Origin of the sequence: Erwinia tasmaniensis Et1/99 (assembly GCF_000026185.1) — a bacterium.
Lineage (GTDB): Bacteria > Pseudomonadota > Gammaproteobacteria > Enterobacterales > Enterobacteriaceae > Erwinia > Erwinia tasmaniensis.
Map to the genome: position 1 here is coordinate 2,476,735 of NC_010694.1, position 20,248 is coordinate 2,496,982.

The window sequence follows — 20,248 nt, forward strand, 5'->3', positions numbered from 1 at the left end:
ACGCTTATTTGATAGCGCATTGAACGCGTTAATGAACCGGGATATTACTCCAGGATCGCGATCCGGGAAGCAACAGATGTTGACAGGTTTACTTTCCTTCAGATCGTGATCTCAACCGATAAATTTTGCCTGTAGCAGAAACAGTAATAATAGCCAGGACGATGGAGAAAAGACCAAGAAAAATAAGTAAGGAAAGCAGAGGATTTAGCATACCGCCCAAACTGGTAAAATCACTCACCCTGACGAGCTGCTCCGGGCTGAGCGTACGTAGCACAATTTCCGGTATAATGAGAAAGAAAATAATACCAACCGGAACGTAAATGAGTTTTTTCTTTGTTTTTCCCATATTCTTTCTTGCCCTCGTTGGCAAACATGATCAAAATTAAAGTCTATCATACAACAAGGGAATGAGACACGTCACAACCCTTGGTTGCAATTGAAGATGCAAGCCAATAAGTAATTAGCTATCGCATTGACTCGTTCATTGAATGACATATATGCAGACCATATGTCTACCATTGAAAAGGTGAAACTGGGCGGATAACGGCTTATCAATTATGGTTCATGCCTTGTTCCGGATGAATATTATCGTAGTTCCTGCCGTGATACATAGAGAGAGGACAAAAGGTTAGTTTTAGCCTTAGGTGAAATTTACGCAAGAAAAAACGTTACTCTGGACATGGTTGAACTCTATTTCAGGAAAACGCTTCACAACCTTGGCATTCAAAAAAGCAATAACCTCGTCTCTCACATTCAAAAATTATCAGGCAGAGCGCCAGATCACAGCTCGGCAAAAGCCAGTAAGTTAGCTCTCTCATTTACTATTGCCAATTTAATTATTGCTAATGAGGATTTCAAAAAGACTCATATCAACCTCATCAATTCCTTTTCAACATGGTTTGTGAACGGAACAACGCTTTATGCTAAAGCACAAATAGCCGCATCAGCAATTAAGATCCCTCATACTATCAAGCGCTGCGCAAAGAAAACATTGAAATGCTTTATTTTCTTATTGAGAAGAAAATGCCTGAAATAATTTACCAAGTAAACTCTGGGGACAACAACGAAGAAATAATCGCAGACGCTTTATATGAGATTTTGCGTAAATGAAGCGCGCAATAATATGGTTACTCCACTCGTTTTTCTACTTAATCCCTGCCATTATTATTGTGGCGGGAATTTATGTCTTTGTACGTTTTATCCCTGGTTACGCTGCACCACTTAGTCTCTCTTGGGTTGTTATTGTTTCAATAATATATATTAAATACAATCGCTGGTATTAGTCATTTATTTTAAATAAATCTTAACAACGCAATAAATAATCACGTTCGCCGAAAGCGGTGACATTTATATTTCTATGGCTCACGAATTTTTATTACACACAGGCTGACCGCGTTTGCAGCCAGCCTGTTACTGTCGTCAGGGGTTAAACAATGCCCTGGCTACGCAGATAGTCTTCGTAGTTACCGGTAAAGTCGTTCATTTTGCCCGGCGTCATTTCAATCACGCGAGTCGCCAGTGAACTGACAAATTCACGGTCGTGAGAAACGAAGATCAGCGTGCCTTCGTACATCTCCAGCGCCATATTCAGCGCTTCGATCGACTCCATATCAAGGTGGTTAGTCGGTTCATCCATGATCAGCACGTTCGGTTTCTGCATCATCAGCTTACCAAACAGCATACGGCCCTTCTCACCACCGGACAGCACCTTGGCCGGCTTTTTGATGTCATCCTGGGTAAACAGCAGACGCCCGAGGATACCGCGTACCGCCTGCTCATCGTCGCCTTCCTGCTTCCACTGGCTCATCCAGTCAAACACGCTCAGATCGTCGCTGAAGTCGTGAGCGTGATCCTGCGCGTAATAGCCAATGCGTGCGTTCTCAGACCATTTTACCGTTCCGCTATCCGGCAGAAGATCACCGACCAGGGTTTTCAGCAGCGTGGTTTTACCAATACCGTTCGGGCCGAGGATCGCCAGCTTCTCGCCCACTTCCAGCAGCATATTAAGCTTGCTGAACAGCGGACCGTTGTCGAAGCCTTTAGTGACGGCTTCCAGTTCAAGGGCGTTACGGAACAGTTTCTTGTCCTGCTCGAAACGAATAAACGGGTTCTGACGGCTGGATGCTTTCACTTCATCCAGTTTAATTTTATCGATCTGCTTGGCGCGTGAGGTCGCCTGGCGGGATTTTGAGGCGTTGGCGCTAAAGCGGCTGACGAAGGACTGCAGTTCATTAATCTGCGCTTTTTTCTTGGCATTATCCGACAGCAGGCGATCGCGTGCCTGGGTGGCCGCCGTCATATACTCGTCGTAATTACCCGAATAGACGCGCAGTTCGCCGTAGTCGAGATCGGCCATGTGCGTACACACCATATTCAGGAAGTGACGGTCGTGCGAGATAATGATCATGGTGCTGTTACGCTCGTTCAGCACCTGCTCCAGCCAGCGAATGGTATCGATATCCAGGTTGTTGGTCGGTTCGTCCAGCAGCAGGATGTCCGGGTTAGAGAATAGCGCCTGCGCCAGAAGTACGCGCAGCTTCCAGCCGGGAGCGACTTCGCTCATCGGGCCGTAATGCTGTTCCAGCGGAATGCCCACGCCCAGCAGCAGTTCACCGGCGCGCGCTTCGGCGGTGTAACCGTCCATTTCGCCATATTTCACTTCGAGATCGGCCACTTTGTAACCGTCTTCTTCGCTCATTTCCGGCAAGGCGTAAATGCGGTCGCGCTCTTCCTTCACTTCCCACAGCTCGCCGTGGCCCATGATCACCGTGTCCAGCACGGAAAATTGTTCAAAGGCGAACTGATCCTGGCGCAGCTTACCGATACGCTCATTCGGGTCGAGGGCTACATTGCCTGCAGAAGGCACCAGGTCGCCGCCGAGAATTTTCATAAAGGTGGACTTGCCGCTGCCGTTGGCACCGATCAGACCATAGCGGTTGCCGCCGCCAAATTTGACAGAGATATTTTCGAACAGCGGCTTACTGCCAAACTGCATGGTGACATTGCTGGAAACTAGCACAGGATAGCCTTTCGTTTGCGAGATGAGTGGGTAAATCAGCGCGCATTATGCCAAAAAAATGGCGCGGGGCATACAGCACTCTGGCAGAGGAAAAGCGCGGGGGAAAATCTGCCTGGCCGGGGAGATCCCCGGCCGAATGGCTTAATGACTGGCCGCCTGGCGTTTTGCCGCCGCCGGAGACCGCCGCTCTTCACTATCGTCACTGAGCCAGTCATGCAGGAAGTGTTCGATCTGCTCAAGGCTACGGTTGCGCGTTTCCGGCACGCACCTGATAACAAAAGCACCCGACAGGATGCCGATCAGCGCGAAGCTTAAGAACGTGCCAGACAAACCTACGCTGGCTAACAGCATCGGGAATGCCAGTGAAATCATAAAGTTGGCAATCCACATCGCGAAAATCGCACTGCCCATAAAGACGCCGCGCAGACGCGTCGGAAAGATCTCCGACAGCAGCAGCCAGGTGGCCGGCGAGAGAAAAGCCTGCTGGAAGCTAAGGAACATCAGCATGCCGAACAGCACCAGATAGCCGCGCAGTGCATCCACCTCGCCATGTACGGTTTCCGGCATAAAGAAACTGACCGCTGCGATAAACAGCAGGCTAAAGGTACAGCCAAACTGGCCAACCAGCGTCATGGTGCGCCGCCCAATTTTGCCCAATAGCCAGATGCCCACGCACGCCATCAGTACCGACACCACGCCGTTGGCAATAGTGGCAAACAGCGCCGCGTTGGTGCTCATGCCCACGGCCTTCAGCATGGTCGGCGCATAATACATGATGGTGTTGACACCGGAGGTTTGCTGGATAACCGCGATACCCACACCAATAAAGAACAGCTTCAGCAGCCACGGCTTTGCCAGATCGCGCAGGCCCACTTTTCCGCGATCCTTTTCTTCTGCCAGCGTCTCCTCAATCTCTTCCATTTCCCAGTCAACGTCTTCCCGCGCGCGGGTACGTTCAAGCACCCGCCTGGCTTGTGCCAGCCTGCCCTGCATCGCGTACCAGCCCGGGGTATCCGGCATAAACATCATTCCGAACCACAGCAGCACCGCCGGGACGGTGGCCAACGCCAGCATCCAGCGCCAGGTTTCGCCGCCGCCCCAGGCCGCATTAAATCCGGCATTAGAGATATAGGCCAGCAGCTGGCCGCTGACGATCATCAGCTCCTGCAACGTTACCAGCTGACCGCGTCTATTAGCCGGTGCTATTTCGGCGATATACACCGGCACGGTGGCCGACGCGCCGCCGACCGCAACGCCGAGGATCAGACGGAAGAAAATCATCCACTCAACGTTTGGCGCCAGAGCCGTGCCGATGGCTCCGATAGCAAAAACCATCGCCAGGATAATAATGATTTTCTGACGTCCGGCCGCATTGGCAAAGAGCCCTGAAAACAATGCGCCAAAGGCGGCGCCGAACAGCAGTGAACTGGTCACCAGTCCGGTGGTGAAAGGCGTGAGATGAAGCTCATCGCCCATAAACAGCAGTGCGCCGGAGATAACGCCAGTATCATAACCAAACAGTAAGCCGCCGAGCGTGGCAACAGCCGCGATCACCTTTACAAAGGGTTCCGTTTTCGTGCTGCTGTTCGGCCCTGATGCCCGGTTAAGGGTAATATATTGTTCTTTTGTCATGGTGCTACCTTGACCTCTTGATCAGCCTGGTTAGTAAGGATAAAGACCAGTTACGCATTCTTTGGCATTAACAATGACCACACGCCACCTTCAACTTAAACCATTTAATTCATTTTTATTAACAATGAAACTAAATTTCTGCGTCATGGATCTCATTTTCTCACCCAAACTGTGATCATGGCCGCAATAACGTTGAATTCAGCTTCCTGATGAATGATATTGCACGCCACCACCGTCTTTTTTTTCCATTTCTTATTAAAATGAAATAAAAATACATAGTCACTATTGCGTGCCGTGAAGCAAGAGGGCTTCGGCGGGTGGCACACTTTGCAGAGCGTGACGGGTAACGTGGGAGATTTATCGTTTCGATCTTGCCTAAAGTTTTTCGCTGATGTTGACGATAACTATTTAACATAGCTCCTCCCTACCACTGGAAACCCCATGCTAAAAAAAGTCAGAACGTCGACCCTGGTATCAGGCATTATTGTCGTTTTTGTCCTGCTGCAATGTATAACCGGAGGATTTTATCTTTACACCAGCAACAGCAATAAAAACAGCTTGTCGACCATTACCGAGTCCAATAAAAAAGTCGCACTACTGACTAACACCTGGTTCGCCATGAATGGCGTGCGGAGCAATATCAACAGAACGGTGATCTGGTTGCAGGAGGGTGGTCCCAATAGTGAAAAGGCCATCGCCACGATTAATGCAGCAGATGAAGAGCTGGAAAAAACGCAAAAATGGTATGCGCTGTTTAAAAATGCGGGAGAGATTGAAGGACTGGACAGCCAGCTTTCAACCGATCTTGATAAGTCTTTTGATGATTTTCACCAGCAATTACAGCAAATTATCACTGTCGCTAAGGGGAAGGATCTAGAGCAGATATTATCTTACAATCTTGAGTCTTCTTTTCAGCAAATGCTTCATTCATATGATGCCTGGCGTTCGGCTGCCAATGACATTTCCAGCAAAACCTACGCCGAAAATCAGCGCGTATTTGATTCCATGATCGTCATTCTTTCCTGCCTCGGACTGCTGATGATATTAATGGTATTTATTTGCTGGAATGCATTGCGCACCACGTTGATAACCCCCTTAAATAAAGCACTGCGCTTTATTGATTCAATTAAGTCTGGCGATCTTAGCGGTAAAATTGATACCAACGCCTCTTCTAAAACCGAAATGAACCGACTTGCCATTGGATTGATGGAAATGCAGCAGTCGCTGTATGCCACGGTGAAAAGTGTGCGTACCGGTTCAGAAGTGATACTGGCTGAAATTAGCCTGCTGGTGGATGGCAATAACGACCTGTCTTCGCGCACTGAACAACAGGCGGCTTCGCTGGAGGAAACCGCGGCCAGTATGGAGCAAATCACGCAAACCGTTGCCAGAAACTCAGAAAATGCGAATCAGGCGGCCAGCGTGGCTTCACTTGCAGCAGAAACGGCTGAAGGTGGCGGCAAGGTGGTTATTGATGTGCGCGATACCATCGCCGATATAGAAGAGAGTTCAAACAAAATTTCCGACGTGACAAATCTGATAAAAAGCATTGCCTTCCAGACGAATATATTAGCCCTGAATGCCGCAGTGGAAGCCGCACGCGCGGGTGAAAGCGGCAGAGGATTTGCCGTGGTGGCCGGAGAGGTCAGAAACCTGGCTCAACGCTGTTCCGACGCGGCAAAAGATGTGGAAGGTCTGATCAAAGAGTCTTCCGGGCGCGTTGAAAAGAGCTCAACGCTGGCCGTAACGGCAACAAACACCATCACTGAAGTTGTTGATTCGGCTAAAAACCTCAGAGATATCATTAACGAGATATCCGTAGCGTCACAAGAGCAGAAGACCGGGATTACGCAGGTCGGTATCGCCGTCAACGAGCTTGATAAGCTTACCCAGCTGAACTACAGCCTGGTTCAGCAATCCTCTTCATCCTGTAACTCGTTAAAAGAGCAGGTTTCACATCTGTACGATACGGTTAAATTATTCAATCTGGAGCAGGCGCGCTAAGCCGTTGCGCCCCCGATCTTCTAACTGATGAGTTACGCACGGCCTGATGACTGGCCGTGCGTGCGCGTTACGCCATATTCCTTAAGGCTGCTGGGCCGCACCGAATATCGGATAATCCGGCAGCTTCACGTTTTGCCAGCTTTCCCACCCGCCGCCGAGCGCCTTATACAGCGCCACCAGATCCAAACGACTTTGTAGCCGCGCCTGCTCCGCCTGCTGCTGCACCTGCGCCAGCTGGCGCTGCGCGTCCAGCGCGTCAATAAACGATGACAGCCCCTGACGATAGCTATCACTGGCAAGATGAAAGGCGTTTTGCAGCGCCTGTACGCTCTCATCCAGGCCGGTGACCTGCTGTAGATCGCTGCGATAGCTTACCAACGCATTTTCAACATCCTGAAGCGCCGTAAGCACCGTTTGCCGATATTGCAGCGCCGCGCTGGCCTGCTGCGCACGCGCCAGTTTTACGCTGGAAACCAGCCTGCCCCCCTGGAAGATCGGCAGGGTTACCGACGGCCCGAAGCTGTAAAAATGGCTGCTCCAGTTATCCAGATAGCTGGCGTCGCTGTTACGCATGCCAAACTGTCCGCTAAGCGACAGGCTGGGGAACAGCTGCGCTACCGAAACGCCGATATTGGCCGTGGCGGCATGCAGGCTGGCTTCGGCGGCGCGTACATCAGGACGGCGGCGTGCCAGTTCGGAAGGCACGCCAACCCGTAGCGTCGGTGGTAACAGCGGCAGCGCCTTACGCGGCGTCAGTTCAGCATCCAGCGCGCCGGGCACCCTGCCGGTTAATACCGCCAGCCCGTTCATCGCCAGGTGGATTTGCGCCTGGTACTGCGGCAGCTGTGCACGCAGCGAGTTTAGCTGCGCACGCGCATTTTCTACGTTGGTCTGCGGTGCCAGCCCATTACGCTGCTGGCTTTGCGTCAGATCCAGCGTCTGCTGCGCCACGTCAATTTGCGTTTCTACCGTGCGGGTAATGGCCTGCGCGCCGCGCAACTGCAGGTAAACGCGCGCCACCTCGGCTTCCAGCGATACCAGCGCATCGTTGCGCTCCTCCACCGACTGCTGCTGCCGGGCATCCGCCATCTCAACCTGGCGACGCACCTTGCCCCACAGGTCCAGTTCCCATGACGCATCGAAACTGCCCTGGTAGAGGCCAATCGGTTTCTCCAGGCTGTCCAGCGCCGGGCGCACGCCGTCTGCGTTGTCTATCCCATTGAGCCGCTGGTCGATCCCTTGCGACTCCAGCTCACCTTTGACTCCCAGCTGCTGGCGCGTAAAACGCGCATTGCCACTTACCGAAGGTGCCCATCCCCCGCGCACCTGGTTTAACTGCTGGCGTGCCCCAGCAATGCGCAGCACCGCCTGTTGCAGGGACAGATTGCCCCGTACCGCCCGCTCTATCAGACTATCCAGCTGCGGGTCGTTAAACGCTTTCCACCAGTCGGCACGTGGTGCTGATGCCAACGTCTTTCCTCCCCCCGGCATCTGCTCGCCGTGAAAAGCGGCCGGCGTATTGGCCGCGTGGGGCTGATAATCCGGCCCCAGCGCACAGCCGCCAAGCGACAGCGCTGCCGCTATCAGCACGCCGTTTCCCGGAAAACAAAAATAACAAGGAACCTTCATGTCAGTGTGCTCCCGCACTGCCCTCGCTCTTAATCGGAGCCAGCAGTAAGCAAAATGGAATAAGGATCAGGGCGACAATGCTGAGGCCCATAAATACGTCAATATAGGCAAGAAAACGTGCCTGTACGATCATCTGTTTATACAGCTGCCCGGTGGCAACGGTGAGCGGGTCGCCAGCGCTATGCACAAAGTCCCTGACGCCCTGCGTCCAACGCCCCAGCGCCAAATTAAAGGGCTCGTTAAGCGGAGTCATGCTGTCTGCCAACTGCGCGCTACGTGCCTGTGAGCGCTCGGTGATCATCGCGGTAGAGAGCGAAATACCGATCGATCCGGCAACATTGCGGAACATGGTAAACAACGCCGATGCATCGGCATTCAGCCGCTGCGGGATCGTGACAAAGGCAATGGTGGTCAGCGGGACAAACAGGAAACCCAGACCGATAGTCTGGAAGCTGCGCATCAGCACCAGGGTGGTGAAATCAATATTCGGCGTCAGGGTTGAGGAGTAGATAAACGACACGCCCAGCAGCAGAAAACCAAAGGCAATCAGCAGGCGCGTTTGCACCAGCGGCATCAGCTTCAGTACCAGCGGGATAGAAAGGACGATCAGCACCGCTCCCGGCGATAACACCAGGCCGGACAGGGTCGCGGTGTATCCGAGATCCTGCTGTGCCAGCTGCGGAATAACCACCGAACTGCCGTAAAGAATGGCCGCCATCCCCGCCATCAGCAGGCAGGCCACCGCAAAGTTACGGTCCTTCAGCACATGCAGATCCACCACCGGCCTTTTGGCATACATCAGCCAATAGATAGCCCCGACAATGCCGGTCAGCGCCAGCAGGGCGAAAGTGACAATAAAGCTGGACTGGAACCAGTCAGCGTCTTCGCCGCGATCCATCATCACCTGGAGGCAGCCAAGACCGAGGGTGATCAGCCCGATGCCAATATAGTCGATGCTGAGCTTACCCTTCGCCCATTTGCGCTCCCACGGCGGATCTTCCAGCAGCTGATAAATAGCCAGCACGCTGAGAATACCTACCGGAATGTTGATAAAGAATACCCAGCGCCAGCTGTAGTTATCGGTGATCCAGCCACCCAGCGTTGGGCCAAGCACGGGGGCGACGATCACCGCAATGGACGAAAGGCCAAAGGCCTTACCGCGATCGGCGGGTTTAAAATAGTCCAGCAGCACCGACTGCTGGACCGGCTGTAAACCTCCGCCGAAAAAGCCCTGTAGCACGCGAAACAGAATGATCTGCCACAGTTCGGTGGCTATACCACACAGGAAGGAACAGACGGTAAACATCACGATGCAGATCAGAAAAAACTGTTTGCGGCCCAGCAGGCGGCTAAGAAAGGCGGAGATAGGTAAAACGATGCCGTTCGCCACCAGATAAGAGGTCAAAACCCAGGTGGATTCGTCGTAACTGGCTGATAGCGACCCCGCCACGTGCGGCAGAGCAACGTTGACAATCGTGGTGTCGAGGATCTCCATAAACACCGCCAGCGTCACCGTCATCGCCACCAGCCAGGGATTACTGGCTGGCTTCCAGCTCTGGCCGGAACTCATTCCAGCGTCACCTTCGGTTCAACCGACAGACCAATCGGCAGGGGATGATTGGCGTCCAGGCCGCTATCAATAACGATTTTTACCGGAACACGCTGGACGATTTTCACGTAGTTTCCGGTAGCATTTTCAGTCGGGAAAGCAGAGAAGCGCGAGCCGCTGCCCATCTGTATGCTGTCGACATGCCCTTTCAGCTTCAGATCGGGCCAGGCATCGACGCTGATATCCACTTTGCTACCCGGTTTCATGCGCGCCAGCTGGGATTCTTTAAAGTTCGCCACGATCCACATATCCGCTGATACCAGAGAAAACAGCGAAGATCCCGCCTGCACCAGCGTTCCCACCTGCACATTGCGTTTGGTGATAAAACCATCGTAAGGCGCGCGCACCTCGGTGTAAGAAAGGTTGAGACTGGCAGTATTGAGCTGGGCCTGAGCCTGATCGACCTGACTCTGACGCGCTTCGACGCTGGTTTCCTGCTGCCGGATCTGTAAAGCGACCTGTGAGGCGACGGCAACCTGAGCCTGCGCATTTTTCAGCTCCGCTTTCGCACTGCGTAGCTGGGCACTGGCCGCATCGATATTACGCTGCGAGGTGGCACGCGGATCGACGCCGCGCTGACGTTTATCATCTTCCCGCGCGTTGAGGTAGTTGGCTTCGGCCCGTGCCAGCTGCGCCAGCGCCTGCTCCTTCTGCGCCGGATACTGAACCCGTGCCAGCGCCAGCTGCGCCTGGGCCTGATGTAACTGCGCCACGGCAATGCCAAGCTGCGCCTGTGCCCGATCGCGCTCTGCGCTGGCATCGCGCAGGTCAATCACCACCAGCAGATCCCCTTTCTTCACCCGCTGATTATCTTTCACCTTCAGCTGCGTAATATAGCCCGATACTTTCGGCGCGATGGTCACCGCATCCGCTTCGGTAAAGGCATCATCGGTGGTTTCACTATTGCGGTTCATTAACCAGAACACCAGCGCAACCGCTAGCATGACAACGATGACAATGCCCAGAATAATGAGCGGTTTTTTACCCGGTCGCGAACGGCTTTTTTCATCTTCCTGACCATCTTCTGTCGGGGATGATTCAGTTTGTGGCAGGGATCGATCGTCGGGTGCAGAGGAGGTTTGCTTAGCCATAGTATCCATCGATGCAGGGCGTCGCCAAAACGGGGACGCAATTATTCAGCGTGGTATAACCATAGGAGCAAAATTGACAAATACCAGGAGTTCCTGACAAAAAAGATTTATCTGATGCCACATCCAGCGATTACAGGCACCAGAACCGCAACGGCCAATGTGCCACGGCAGGATATTTTGGGTTTAGCCATGGCGATTTAACGGCAGACCGGCATTAATCGCCGGTATATCAAAGATAATCAGGCGGGCTGGCGCAAGCGACTCTTTCTGAAGCAGAGAGAATGTGAGTGGCACGACGGTAATAAGCGCCACATCATTAGTGTGAAGCAGGTAGCCGTTTGGCGTCAGGAAACATTCACCGGGCGCTTCAGGCCATGCGGCTGGTAAAGGTCGTGTGACGGTTATTGCTGACTTTCGCTAAATTTGCGAAAAATGGCCAGCGTTTCATCACTCACATGGTGTTCAATGCCTTCTGCGTCTCGACGGGCAGTATCCGGGCTGATACCGAGCGCAAGAAGAAACGACTCGACGATATGATGGCGCTCACGGCTTTCGTTGGCGAGCTTCTCACCTTCAGGCGTCAGGAATACGCCACGATAGGGCACCTGCTCAACCAAACCCCCGGTGGCAAGACGTTTCAGCATCTTAGCCACGGTTGGCTGCGAGACGCCAAGACGAGCGGCCATATCCACCTGACGCGCCTCGCCAAATTCACGGATCAGGTCTGAGATCAGCTCAACATAGTCGTCGATTAATTCACGACGGTGCGCTTCACGTACCTGGCGGAAGCCTTCGACATGCTCTTCGATATCTTTCAGTGGCGCGGACACTGCAACTTTTGCGCGACGACTCATTCAGCTTCCTCTTATTATTGACCAATACATTTAACCACCGTATCGGTCTCTTGGTGGCACATTGTAAACGAACCGTCGGGAAGCACAAAATTTTGCATGTTAGCTCTGGCTATACGGTATAGCCTATGCTATACCTGTTGATAATTCGTTCATAACCTGACTGACCGGAGGGCCATCAGATGAAACTTCCACTGCTATTAAAATTATTTTGCCGCTCGCCGTTTACGTTGCGTCTGATGCTGCTGGAAATGCTGGTAAAACCTGCCCCCGCCGCACGCGCTTCCTGATCCCTTCGTTCAACGCATTGCCATTAACCCACCTTCTTATACGCAAATAGCGCAGGATAATGGCACCGGGTTTTCGCACCCTATTACCTGCCTGACCTGTAACGCCAAGCCAGCAGATCCCCTTTCTCATTTTTGCAAACAAAAACGGGCGGCAAGACGCTGGCGTAGGATCGTTGATTATGCGCAAAAAAAATCCGCCCAGAAGGGCGGATTTCTACAACGTCAGTCCGAAAAACGGACTTGCGGCTGACAACTTAGAAGCTGTAACCTACGCCAGCAGTCCAGGTGCCAACGTCAACGCTGCGGATACGGCTCTGCTCGTAGCCCACATCCAGAGCGACGTTCTGGATTGGGTTGAACTGCATGCCGGCACCGTAGGAGAAGCCTACGTCGCTGAAGTCAGACTTGGCGCGATCTGCACCAGTTGACTGGAATTTACCGTAGCCGATACCTACAACACCGTAGATGCTCGCCCAGTCATTCAGACGGAAAGCAGGACCACCGGTGACGCCATAGTACTGGCCTTTTTTGTATTCACCAGCATCTGTACGATCTTTCTCTGTATAGGTGAAAGAACCGATCCAGCCCAGTGGATCGCTGCCGTTCTCGTAGCGGTATTTCAGGTTGAAGCCGTTAGCTTTGTTAGCCTGGCCCTGATAATCGCTCTGCGCGTAGCCGCCGGAAACGGTGCTCTGTGCCATTGCTGAACCAGCAGATACTGCCAGTACGCAAGCTAATGCTGAAAGACATGCAATTTTTTTCATAACCACCTCAAATGTGAAAGTACTTCTCTCCTGACAACGTTCAAAATATAACAAAAAATGGCCCGAAACTCTGCCCCGATTTTGTTGTCCAACGAAATGTTTGGTGTAACAGAAAGTTAATGATAGGGCTTATCTCATTATTTTTACTTATTTTTTTCTTAAAAACAGCGCCATTGCGTTAGTGAAAAAAAAATCCCCATTGAGATAAATCCTAATAAAAGATGACAATTTTTTACCTTTTTCGCATCAATTTTGACCTCTGAAGGGACTTTTTTTAACCTGCCAAGGTCAGTTTATTCACTTAATCCATTACACTAAACGCCAGTTCTAACCCCACTACGGATCATTAAAGGCTGGAAACAGGATGTCTTCTCTACAGGTTAAAAATACTGTCTGGCAGCCCGTTGCGCTGCTACTCATCGCCATGACCTCTATTCAGGGAGGAGCCGCGTTGGCTAAGACGCTGTTTCCCACCGTTGGCGCGGCAGGTATCACCGCGCTGCGCCTGGGTTTGGCAACCCTGATCCTCTGTATCATCTTCAAGCCCTGGCGGCTGCACTTTAGCCGGCAGCAGATTGTGCCGCTAATTATCTACGGCCTGGCGCTTGGAGGAATGAACTATGCGTTCTATATGTCCATCCGCACCGTACCGCTGGGTATTGCGGTGGCGTTAGAATTTACCGGCCCGCTGATGCTTGCTTTAGTCGGTTCGCGGCGAGCGCTGGATTTTATCTGGATCGCGTTGGCCGTGACCGGACTGCTCTTTCTGCTGCCGGTGGGTCATGATATTAGCAGCGTTGATCCTGTCGGGGCGTTGCTGGCATTAACCGCCGGGGGGTGTTGGGCCATCTATATTCTGGCCGGACAGCGTGCAGGTAGCCAGCACGGTCCGGCAACCGTGGCAGCAGGAACGCTGATTGGCGCACTGGTCTTTGTTCCGCTCGGGCTGGTGTACGCCAACCCGGGTATCTGGACGCTGTCACTTATTCCTATTGGGCTGGCGATCGCCGTTATGTCCAGCGCCCTGCCCTATTCGCTGGAGATGATGGCATTGACTCGTCTGCCGGCACGCACCTTCGGAACGCTAATGAGCCTCGAACCGGCTATGGCGGCGATTTCAGGCATGCTGTTCCTCGGCGAGGTGCTCACGCTTGTCCAATGGCTGGCGCTGCTGGCCATTATTATGGCATCAGCAGGGTCCACCCTGACCATGCGACCAGCAAAAGCGAAAATTACGCCAATAAAAGAGTTCAACGAATAAGCGTTACCGCCTGCGTGAGGCCGATCCCGCAGGCACTCCTTTGGCAAAAAGGGAATTACCGGCCTGAGGTTGATTGACACCTTAATCCATTAAGTCATTTGCTGATCACGGATTATTCTTTTCTATTAATAAAAAATAAGCGTAAAAAGACAGTAAAAACAAAAAGCTAAAATACGAATGAAAATAAAACGCATTATTAGCCTTATTAAGATTTGAAGAGTTTATTTGTTATTAGATCAACAGCTCGCCGCTATGCCATCAATAGGTGCGACCTTTCCGGCAGGCGTTCAAATTGGTGCTATACTTATTCCCGTATTCAATTCGGAACAACAAGACCATTAAGAGGATATTAATGATGAGTACCGCTAAACTGGTTAAAACAAAATCATCTGATCTGATTTACACCCGTAACGACGTGGCAGAAGACGAGAAAAAAGCCACCATCGAGGTGCTTAATCGTCTGGTTACTGAACTTATCGATCTGTCGCTGATCACCAAGCAGGCACACTGGAACATGCGTGGCGCCAACTTTATTGGCGTACATGAGATGCTGGACGGTTTCCGCACCGCCATCACCGATCATCAGGATACCATCGCCGAGCGTGTTGTTCAGCTGGGTGGGGTCGCGCTGGGTACGGCTCAGGTTGTCAATGACAGAACGCCACTGAAAAGCTACCCGCTGAACATTCACAGCGTACAGGATCACTTAAAAGCGCTGGCCGATCGCTACGGCGTTGTGGCTAACGATATGCGCAAAGCTATCGGCGAGGTTGAAGATGAAGACACGGCCGATATCTTTACCGCCGCATCGCGTGACCTGGACAAATTCCTGTGGTTCATCGAGTCCAATATTGAATAATATCGTCTGACGCCTCGTCAGCGTATTAATCAGGGAGCAGATGGCCACGCCACCTGCTCCTTTTTTTATCTGGAGGTTTTATGGCCAGTGGTTGGGCACGCGATGATGCCGTGCAGGAACAGATTGATTCCACCGTGGATGATGCCGTACTGCGCGCGCGCCGCGCTCTGCATCAGGGCGTCAGCGCGACTGAATGTGAGGAGTGCGGAGAACTTATCCCTGAAGCCCGCCGTTTAGCACTGCCGGGAGTCAGATACTGTATTCAGTGCCAGCAGCTGCATGACGACCGCCAGTCAGCCAGCCTGTACAACCGTCGTGGCAGCAAAGACAGTCAGCTGCGCTAAACACATTCCTGTTTAAAACATGCGCCCGGTAGCATTAACAACATTTCCGTCGTTACCCGAGTTGTTTTTGACCTGATATTAGCGAAGTATCTTATGCACCATTATGATTGCAGTGCACCATAATGGAACCCCAAAAAAGTGCAACACGCCTGTCGTGCCGGTTGTTAAGACGAAAGATACGGCTAAACGGCTGTTTTTAATCGCATTTATCAAACTGGCACGATTCTTTCATAGGGCTGCGGGCATGTAATTGGGTGAGACCTTTCCCAAAAAGCGATAAGGATAAGATGATGAAGTCAATTTTTAAGGTTTCGATTGCCGCTTTGACGCTGGCATTTTCTCTCTCTTCCACGGCTGCCGAAAAAAAACTGGTTGTTGCTACCGACACCGCGTTTGTCCCCTTCGAATTCAAACAGGATGGAAAATACGTCGGCTTCGACGTTGATCTATGGGATGCGATTGCCAAACAGCTCAACATGGAATACACGCTGAAGCCAATGGATTTCAGCGGTATTATTCCCGCGCTGCAAACGCGAAATATTGACCTTGCGCTGGCCGGTATCACCATTACCGATGAGCGTAAAAAAGCGATCGCTTTCTCTGACGGATACTACAAAAGCGGCCTGCTGGTGATGGTTAAGGCCAATAACGATTCGGTAAAAGGGATCGACGACCTGAACGGCAAGGTGGTTGCGGTGAAGAGCGGCACAGGTTCCGTTGACTATGCGAAACAGCACATCAAATATAAAGACCTGCGCCAGTTCCCTAATATCGACAATGCCTACATGGAGCTGGGCACCAACCGCGCCGATGCGGTACTGCACGATACGCCAAACATTCTTTACTTTATCAACACTGCGGGTAAAGGCCAGTTCAAGGCCGTAGGTGATTCGATTGAAGCTCAGCAGTACGGTATTGCTTTCCCGAAAGGCAGCGACGATCTGCGTGAAAAGGTCAACGGCGCGCTGAAAACCCTGCGTGAAAACGGTACTTATAACACGTTGTACAAAAAATGGTTTGGCAGCGAACCTAAATAAAAAACGGTGATTGGTATTCATTTAACGCAAGGGGATTTGCACACGCGATCCCCTTCGTTTTTCCCATAAGCAACATAGGGTTTTCTACCCGGAGAATAAACATGCAGTTTGACTGGAGCGCTATCTGGCCTGCTATTCCCATCCTGCTTGAAGGCGCGAAGATGACCCTGCTCATCTCCGTGCTTGGGCTGGTTGGCGGAGTCATTATTGGGCTGGTGGCCGGTTTCGCCCGTGCCTACGGCGGCTGGCTGTCACGTAACATCGCGCTGGTTTTTATTGAGCTGATACGCGGTACGCCGATTGTGGTGCAGGTGATGTTTATCTATTTCGCCCTGCCGATGGCGTTTAACGACTTGAGGATCGACCCGTTCAGCGCGGCGGTGGTCACGATTATGATCAACTCCGGCGCTTATATCGCCGAAATTACCCGTGGTGCGGTGCTGTCGATTAACCGTGGGTTCCGTGAGGCGGGGCTGGCGCTGGGCCTTTCCGGCCGCGAAACGCTGCGCTATGTCATTATGCCGCTGGCGCTGCGCCGCATGCTGCCACCGCTGGGTAACCAGTGGATTGTCAGCATCAAGGATACGTCGCTGTTTATCGTGATCGGCGTGGCAGAACTGACCCGTCAGGGCCAGGAAATTATTGCCGGTAACTTCCGCGCGCTGGAGATATGGAGCGCCGTCGCCGTTATCTATCTGATCATTACCCTGGTGCTGAGCTTTGTGCTACGCCGACTTGAGAGAAGGATGAAAATCCTGTGATTGAATTTAAAAACGTTTCCAAGCACTTTGGTGCTACCCAGGTGCTGCACGACATCGATCTGAACATCAAACAGGGTGAAGTGGTGGTGATTATCGGGCCGTCGGGTTCCGGCAAATCTACCCTGCTGCGCTGTATCAACAAGCTGGAAGACATCACCAGCGGTGAACTGATTGTTGACGGCATAAAGGTTAACGATCCTAAGGTTGACGATCGCCTGATCCGCCAGGAAGCGGGTATGGTGTTCCAGCAGTTCCATCTGTTTCCGCAAATGAGCGCGCTGGATAACGTGGCGTTTGGCCCGATCCGCGTGCGCGGCGCTAAAAAAGAGGATGCGCAGCGTCTGGCCCGCGAGCTGCTGGGTAAAGTCGGCCTGGCGGAGCGAGCCGATCACTTCCCCTCCGAGCTTTCCGGTGGGCAGCAGCAGCGCGTTGCCATTGCACGCGCGCTGGCGGTAAAACCCAAGATGATGCTGTTCGATGAGCCAACCTCGGCGCTGGATCCGGAACTGCGTCATGAAGTGTTAAAGGTGATGCAGGACCTGGCCGAAGAAGGCATGACGATGGTGATCGTGACTCATGAAGTCGGCTTCGCGCAGAAAGTGGCATCTAGGCTGATCTTTATTGATAAAGGCCGTATCGCCGAAGACGGCAACCCGGATGAATTAATCACAAACCCACCCAGCGCACGTCTGCGCGAGTTTTTACAGCACGTTTCGTAATACCCTCCAGGGGCGAGCGAATGCCCGCCCCTGCTTTCCTTTGAGTAACAAAATGGCTGTTGTTGCTGCCAGCCCGTTCTGACGGTCTATACTTTTCTGCTGCACGTCATGAAAGGAGAAGAGGATGCCGGGACTTACCTCGCTGCTGCGTATACTGCTGTTGTTAACGGCCATCGCTGGCTGGCTGCCACAGGCCCAGGCCGTGACATTACCTGCGGCGGTCGCCGCCACGCAGCCGCAGTCTGGCAGTAGCAGCCAGCCAGAACCCAGTCCGGACGAGAAAAAAGCTGCCTGGGCCGCCCTTGCCAATATCCTCGACAATGACAGCTCGCGCAGGGAGCTGATCGCGCAGCTACGCACGGCGGCGGCGCAAACGACCTCAACTGAGCCGATACTGACGCCGCCCGCTGAAGAAGAAGATAAAACCGTTTTGCAGAGCGTGACCGACGTCAGCCGCCATTTCGGCGGACAATTTGCCACCCGCCTGCACAATCTGCATGACAGTATCGCCGATGCCCCACATAAGCCTTTCAATCAGCAAACTTTTTTTAAGGCACTGCGTCAATTCGCCATGCTGACAGTCGCGCTTTACGCCTTTTACTGGCTGTTACGCTGGGCGGTGTCACCGCTCTATCGCCGGATGGGAGACTGGGGCCGCCGGAAGAATCAGGATCGCCGCAACTGGCTGCACCTGCCGGCCGCCATTGTGGGTGCCTTTATCATTGACCTGCTGCTGCTGGCATTAGCGCTATTTGTCGGCCAGATACTCAGCGACAATCTGAACGCCGGCAGCCGCACTATCGCCTATCAGCAGGGCCTGTTGCTCAACGCCTTTGCTCTGATTGAGTTCTTTAAGAGCATCCTGCGTATGATATTTTGCGCACGTTACCCACAGCTGCGTTTTTTCCACCTCTCGGACGTGCGCGCCGCCTACTGGAATACTCGTTTAAGCTGGTTGAGCGGATTAGTCGGTTACGGGCTACTGGTGATTGTCCCGATTGTCTCCAATCAGGTTAACGTGCAGGTCGCAGCACTGGTTAACGTGGTGATTATGGGGCTGGTCACGATCTGGGCGCTGTACCTGATTTTTCATAACAAGCAGCATATTCAGCAGGAGCTGACCCACCTGGCCGATCGCTCTCTGGCCTTTTTCGCGCTATTTATCCGTGCATTTGCACTGATCTGGCACTGGCTGGCCTGCGCCTATTTTATCACCCTGTTTCTGTTTTCAATATTCAACCCCGGCAATAGCCTGAAGTTTATGATGGCCGCCAGCGTACTTTCACTGGCGATTATCGGCAGCGCAGCACTGGTTTCCGGTGTGCTAACGCGCTGGATCCATAAAACTATTGTTCTCTCCCCGGAACTGCGCAACAGCTATCCCGAGCTACAGAACCGCGTCAATGGCTGGGTTTCAGCCATGCTTAAACTGGCACGCGTACTGACCGTCTTTTCCGCCACCCTGCTGCTGCTGAATGCCTGGGATCTGTTCGACCTGTGGCACTGGCTAACGGAAGGAGCAGGAGAGAAGATGGTGGATATTTTGATCCGCATCGTGGCGATCCTGTTCTTTTCCGCCGTGGGCTGGACCTTACTTGCCAGCCTGATAGAGAGCCGCCTTGCCTCCGACTCGCACGGACGACCCATGCCGAGCGCCCGCACACGCACGCTGTTGACCCTGTTCCGTAACGCCCTGGCGGTGATCATCAGCAGTATTACCATTATGATCCTTCTCTCCGAGATCGGCGTTAATATCGCCCCGTTGCTGGCGGGTGCAGGCGCGCTGGGGCTGGCGGTATCATTCGGCTCACAAACCCTGGTGAAAGATATTATTACCGGGGTGTTTATTCAGTTTGAAAACGGCATGAACACCGGGGATCTGGTGACTATTGGTGCGATAACCGGGACGGTGGAACGCATGTCGATCCGTTCGGTCGGCGTGCGGCAGGACACCGGGGCTTACCATATTATCCCCTGGTCATCGATCACCACCTTTGCTAACTTCGTGCGCGGCATCGGCTCTTTCGTCGCCAATTATGATGTCGACAGGCGTGAAGATACCGGGCGGGTCAATGCCACCCTACAGGCGGCGGTCAAAGAACTGCTGGAGGATAACAACATTCGATCGATGGTGATCGGTGAACCCGCATTTTCCGGGCTGGTGGGATTAACTCATCAGTCATTTACCGTACGCGTCTCCTTCACCACCCAACCGCTGAAGCAGTGGACGGTACGTTTCGCGCTGGACAGCATGGTCAAACAGCACTTCGACGCAGCGGGGATCAGAACCCCGCTACAGACGGTACAGGTCATGCAGAGCGGCGCAGATATTGAAGGCGCGGCCAGCTTTGCGGTGCTGAACGCGCCAAAATAAGGCG

The 20,248-nt window shown here is 52.8% G+C and carries 17 protein-coding genes; 9 read left to right on the top strand and 8 right to left on the bottom strand.

Translation table 11 applies throughout. The annotated features are described in order from the left end of the window. Window positions 1–88: 88 nt before the first annotated feature. Window positions 89–346, bottom strand: a complete 258-nt coding sequence (locus ETA_RS19990; protein WP_042959006.1) for a hypothetical protein — start codon at window positions 344–346, stop codon at window positions 89–91. Between the two features lie 333 nt (window positions 347–679). On the opposite strand from ETA_RS19990, the gene ETA_RS20440 reads away from it, so the two are divergent. Further along, window positions 680–1,036: a hypothetical protein gene (locus tag ETA_RS20440; RefSeq protein ID WP_012441910.1), complete on the top strand. Its 357-nt coding sequence runs from the start codon at window positions 680–682 to the stop codon at window positions 1,034–1,036. Between the two features lie 390 nt (window positions 1,037–1,426). On the opposite strand, the gene ETA_RS12100 is transcribed toward ETA_RS20440, so the two are convergent. Together ETA_RS12100 and ETA_RS12105 are read right to left on the bottom strand one after the other, a co-directional pair. Next, window positions 1,427–3,019: an ABC-F family ATPase gene (locus tag ETA_RS12100; RefSeq protein WP_012441911.1), complete on the bottom strand. Its 1,593-nt coding sequence runs from the start codon at window positions 3,017–3,019 to the stop codon at window positions 1,427–1,429. Window positions 3,020–3,160: 141 nt separating this feature from the next. Further along, entirely contained in the window at window positions 3,161–4,651 is a 1,491-nt protein-coding gene (locus tag ETA_RS12105) for a sugar porter family MFS transporter (RefSeq protein ID WP_012441912.1), read from the bottom strand. A 441-nt stretch (window positions 4,652–5,092) separates the two neighbouring features. Here ETA_RS12105 and ETA_RS12110 point away from each other — a divergent pair, with 441 nt between their 5' ends. Continuing rightward, window positions 5,093–6,655 carry a methyl-accepting chemotaxis protein gene (locus ETA_RS12110; RefSeq protein ID WP_012441913.1) on the top strand — a complete coding sequence of 521 codons (1,563 nt, stop codon included), beginning with the start codon at window positions 5,093–5,095 and terminating at the stop codon, window positions 6,653–6,655. Window positions 6,656–6,736: 81 nt separating this feature from the next. Here the strand turns inward: ETA_RS12110 and ETA_RS12115 are convergent, their stop codons facing one another. From ETA_RS12115 to ompX, 5 genes are all read right to left on the bottom strand, one after another. Further along, on the bottom strand, window positions 6,737–8,284 hold the full coding sequence (locus ETA_RS12115) for an efflux transporter outer membrane subunit (protein WP_012441914.1): 1,548 nt from the start codon (window positions 8,282–8,284) through the stop codon (window positions 6,737–6,739). Window position 8,285: 1 nt separating this feature from the next. Continuing rightward, complete coding sequence (locus ETA_RS12120; RefSeq protein ID WP_012441915.1) at window positions 8,286–9,854, bottom strand: DHA2 family efflux MFS transporter permease subunit; 1,569 nt, start codon at window positions 9,852–9,854, stop codon at window positions 8,286–8,288. After that, the gene (locus ETA_RS12125; protein WP_012441916.1) at window positions 9,851–10,993 is read right to left on the bottom strand and encodes an HlyD family secretion protein; all 1,143 of its coding nucleotides are present in this window, start codon (window positions 10,991–10,993) and stop codon (window positions 9,851–9,853) included. The genes ETA_RS12120 and ETA_RS12125 overlap by 4 nt, the downstream gene beginning before the upstream one ends. Window positions 10,994–11,385: 392 nt before the next feature. After that, window positions 11,386–11,838, bottom strand: coding sequence for a manganese-binding transcriptional regulator MntR (mntR, locus tag ETA_RS12130; protein ID WP_012441917.1), 453 nt, complete (start codon window positions 11,836–11,838; stop codon window positions 11,386–11,388). Window positions 11,839–12,379: 541 nt separating this feature from the next. Then, on the bottom strand, window positions 12,380–12,889 hold the full coding sequence (ompX, locus tag ETA_RS12135; RefSeq protein WP_012441918.1) for an outer membrane protein OmpX: 510 nt from the start codon (window positions 12,887–12,889) through the stop codon (window positions 12,380–12,382). Window positions 12,890–13,253: 364 nt separating this feature from the next. Here ompX and rhtA point away from each other — a divergent pair, with 364 nt between their 5' ends. From rhtA to ybiO, 7 genes are all read left to right on the top strand, one after another. Beyond that, a complete protein-coding gene (rhtA, locus tag ETA_RS12140) occupies window positions 13,254–14,150 on the top strand; it encodes a threonine/homoserine exporter RhtA (protein WP_012441919.1) in 897 nt (298 codons plus the stop codon). Between the two features lie 355 nt (window positions 14,151–14,505). After that, window positions 14,506–15,009 (top strand): DNA starvation/stationary phase protection protein Dps, encoded by a 504-nt coding sequence (gene dps, locus ETA_RS12145; RefSeq protein ID WP_012441920.1) that lies wholly within the window; start codon window positions 14,506–14,508, stop codon window positions 15,007–15,009. A gap of 80 nt (window positions 15,010–15,089) precedes the next feature. Next, on the top strand, window positions 15,090–15,353 hold the full coding sequence (locus ETA_RS12150; protein WP_012441921.1) for a DksA/TraR family C4-type zinc finger protein: 264 nt from the start codon (window positions 15,090–15,092) through the stop codon (window positions 15,351–15,353). A 290-nt stretch (window positions 15,354–15,643) separates the two neighbouring features. Beyond that, the gene (glnH, locus tag ETA_RS12155; protein ID WP_012441922.1) at window positions 15,644–16,390 is read left to right on the top strand and encodes a glutamine ABC transporter substrate-binding protein GlnH; all 747 of its coding nucleotides are present in this window, start codon (window positions 15,644–15,646) and stop codon (window positions 16,388–16,390) included. A gap of 101 nt (window positions 16,391–16,491) precedes the next feature. Next, window positions 16,492–17,151, top strand: coding sequence for a glutamine ABC transporter permease GlnP (gene glnP / locus ETA_RS12160; protein WP_012441923.1), 660 nt, complete (start codon window positions 16,492–16,494; stop codon window positions 17,149–17,151). Beyond that, window positions 17,148–17,870 carry a glutamine ABC transporter ATP-binding protein GlnQ gene (gene glnQ, locus ETA_RS12165; protein WP_012441924.1) on the top strand — a complete coding sequence of 241 codons (723 nt, stop codon included), beginning with the start codon at window positions 17,148–17,150 and terminating at the stop codon, window positions 17,868–17,870. Before glnP ends, glnQ begins: the two co-directional genes overlap by 4 nt. Before the next feature lie 124 nt (window positions 17,871–17,994). Continuing rightward, complete coding sequence (ybiO, locus tag ETA_RS12170; RefSeq protein ID WP_012441925.1) at window positions 17,995–20,244, top strand: mechanosensitive channel protein; 2,250 nt, start codon at window positions 17,995–17,997, stop codon at window positions 20,242–20,244. Window positions 20,245–20,248 lie beyond the last annotated feature (4 nt).

Bases quoted from the DNA above. Each gene is read 5' to 3' on its own strand.
- ETA_RS12115 (WP_012441914.1), bottom strand. From the start codon at position 8,284: ATGAAGGTTCCTTGTTATTTTTGTTTTCCGGGAAACGGCGTGCTGATA.
- ETA_RS20440 (WP_012441910.1), top strand. From the start codon at position 680: ATGGTTGAACTCTATTTCAGGAAAACGCTTCACAACCTTGGCATTCAA.
- ETA_RS12110 (WP_012441913.1), top strand. From the start codon at position 5,093: ATGCTAAAAAAAGTCAGAACGTCGACCCTGGTATCAGGCATTATTGTC.
- glnH (WP_012441922.1), top strand. From the start codon at position 15,644: ATGAAGTCAATTTTTAAGGTTTCGATTGCCGCTTTGACGCTGGCATTT.
- dps (WP_012441920.1), top strand. From the start codon at position 14,506: ATGAGTACCGCTAAACTGGTTAAAACAAAATCATCTGATCTGATTTAC.
- rhtA (WP_012441919.1), top strand. From the start codon at position 13,254: ATGTCTTCTCTACAGGTTAAAAATACTGTCTGGCAGCCCGTTGCGCTG.
- glnP (WP_012441923.1), top strand. From the start codon at position 16,492: ATGCAGTTTGACTGGAGCGCTATCTGGCCTGCTATTCCCATCCTGCTT.
- ETA_RS12125 (WP_012441916.1), bottom strand. From the start codon at position 10,993: ATGGATACTATGGCTAAGCAAACCTCCTCTGCACCCGACGATCGATCC.
- ETA_RS19990 (WP_042959006.1), bottom strand. From the start codon at position 346: ATGGGAAAAACAAAGAAAAAACTCATTTACGTTCCGGTTGGTATTATT.
- ETA_RS12120 (WP_012441915.1), bottom strand. From the start codon at position 9,854: ATGAGTTCCGGCCAGAGCTGGAAGCCAGCCAGTAATCCCTGGCTGGTG.
- ETA_RS12105 (WP_012441912.1), bottom strand. From the start codon at position 4,651: ATGACAAAAGAACAATATATTACCCTTAACCGGGCATCAGGGCCGAAC.
- mntR (WP_012441917.1), bottom strand. From the start codon at position 11,838: ATGAGTCGTCGCGCAAAAGTTGCAGTGTCCGCGCCACTGAAAGATATC.
- ybiO (WP_012441925.1), top strand. From the start codon at position 17,995: ATGCCGGGACTTACCTCGCTGCTGCGTATACTGCTGTTGTTAACGGCC.
- ETA_RS12150 (WP_012441921.1), top strand. From the start codon at position 15,090: ATGGCCAGTGGTTGGGCACGCGATGATGCCGTGCAGGAACAGATTGAT.
- ompX (WP_012441918.1), bottom strand. From the start codon at position 12,889: ATGAAAAAAATTGCATGTCTTTCAGCATTAGCTTGCGTACTGGCAGTA.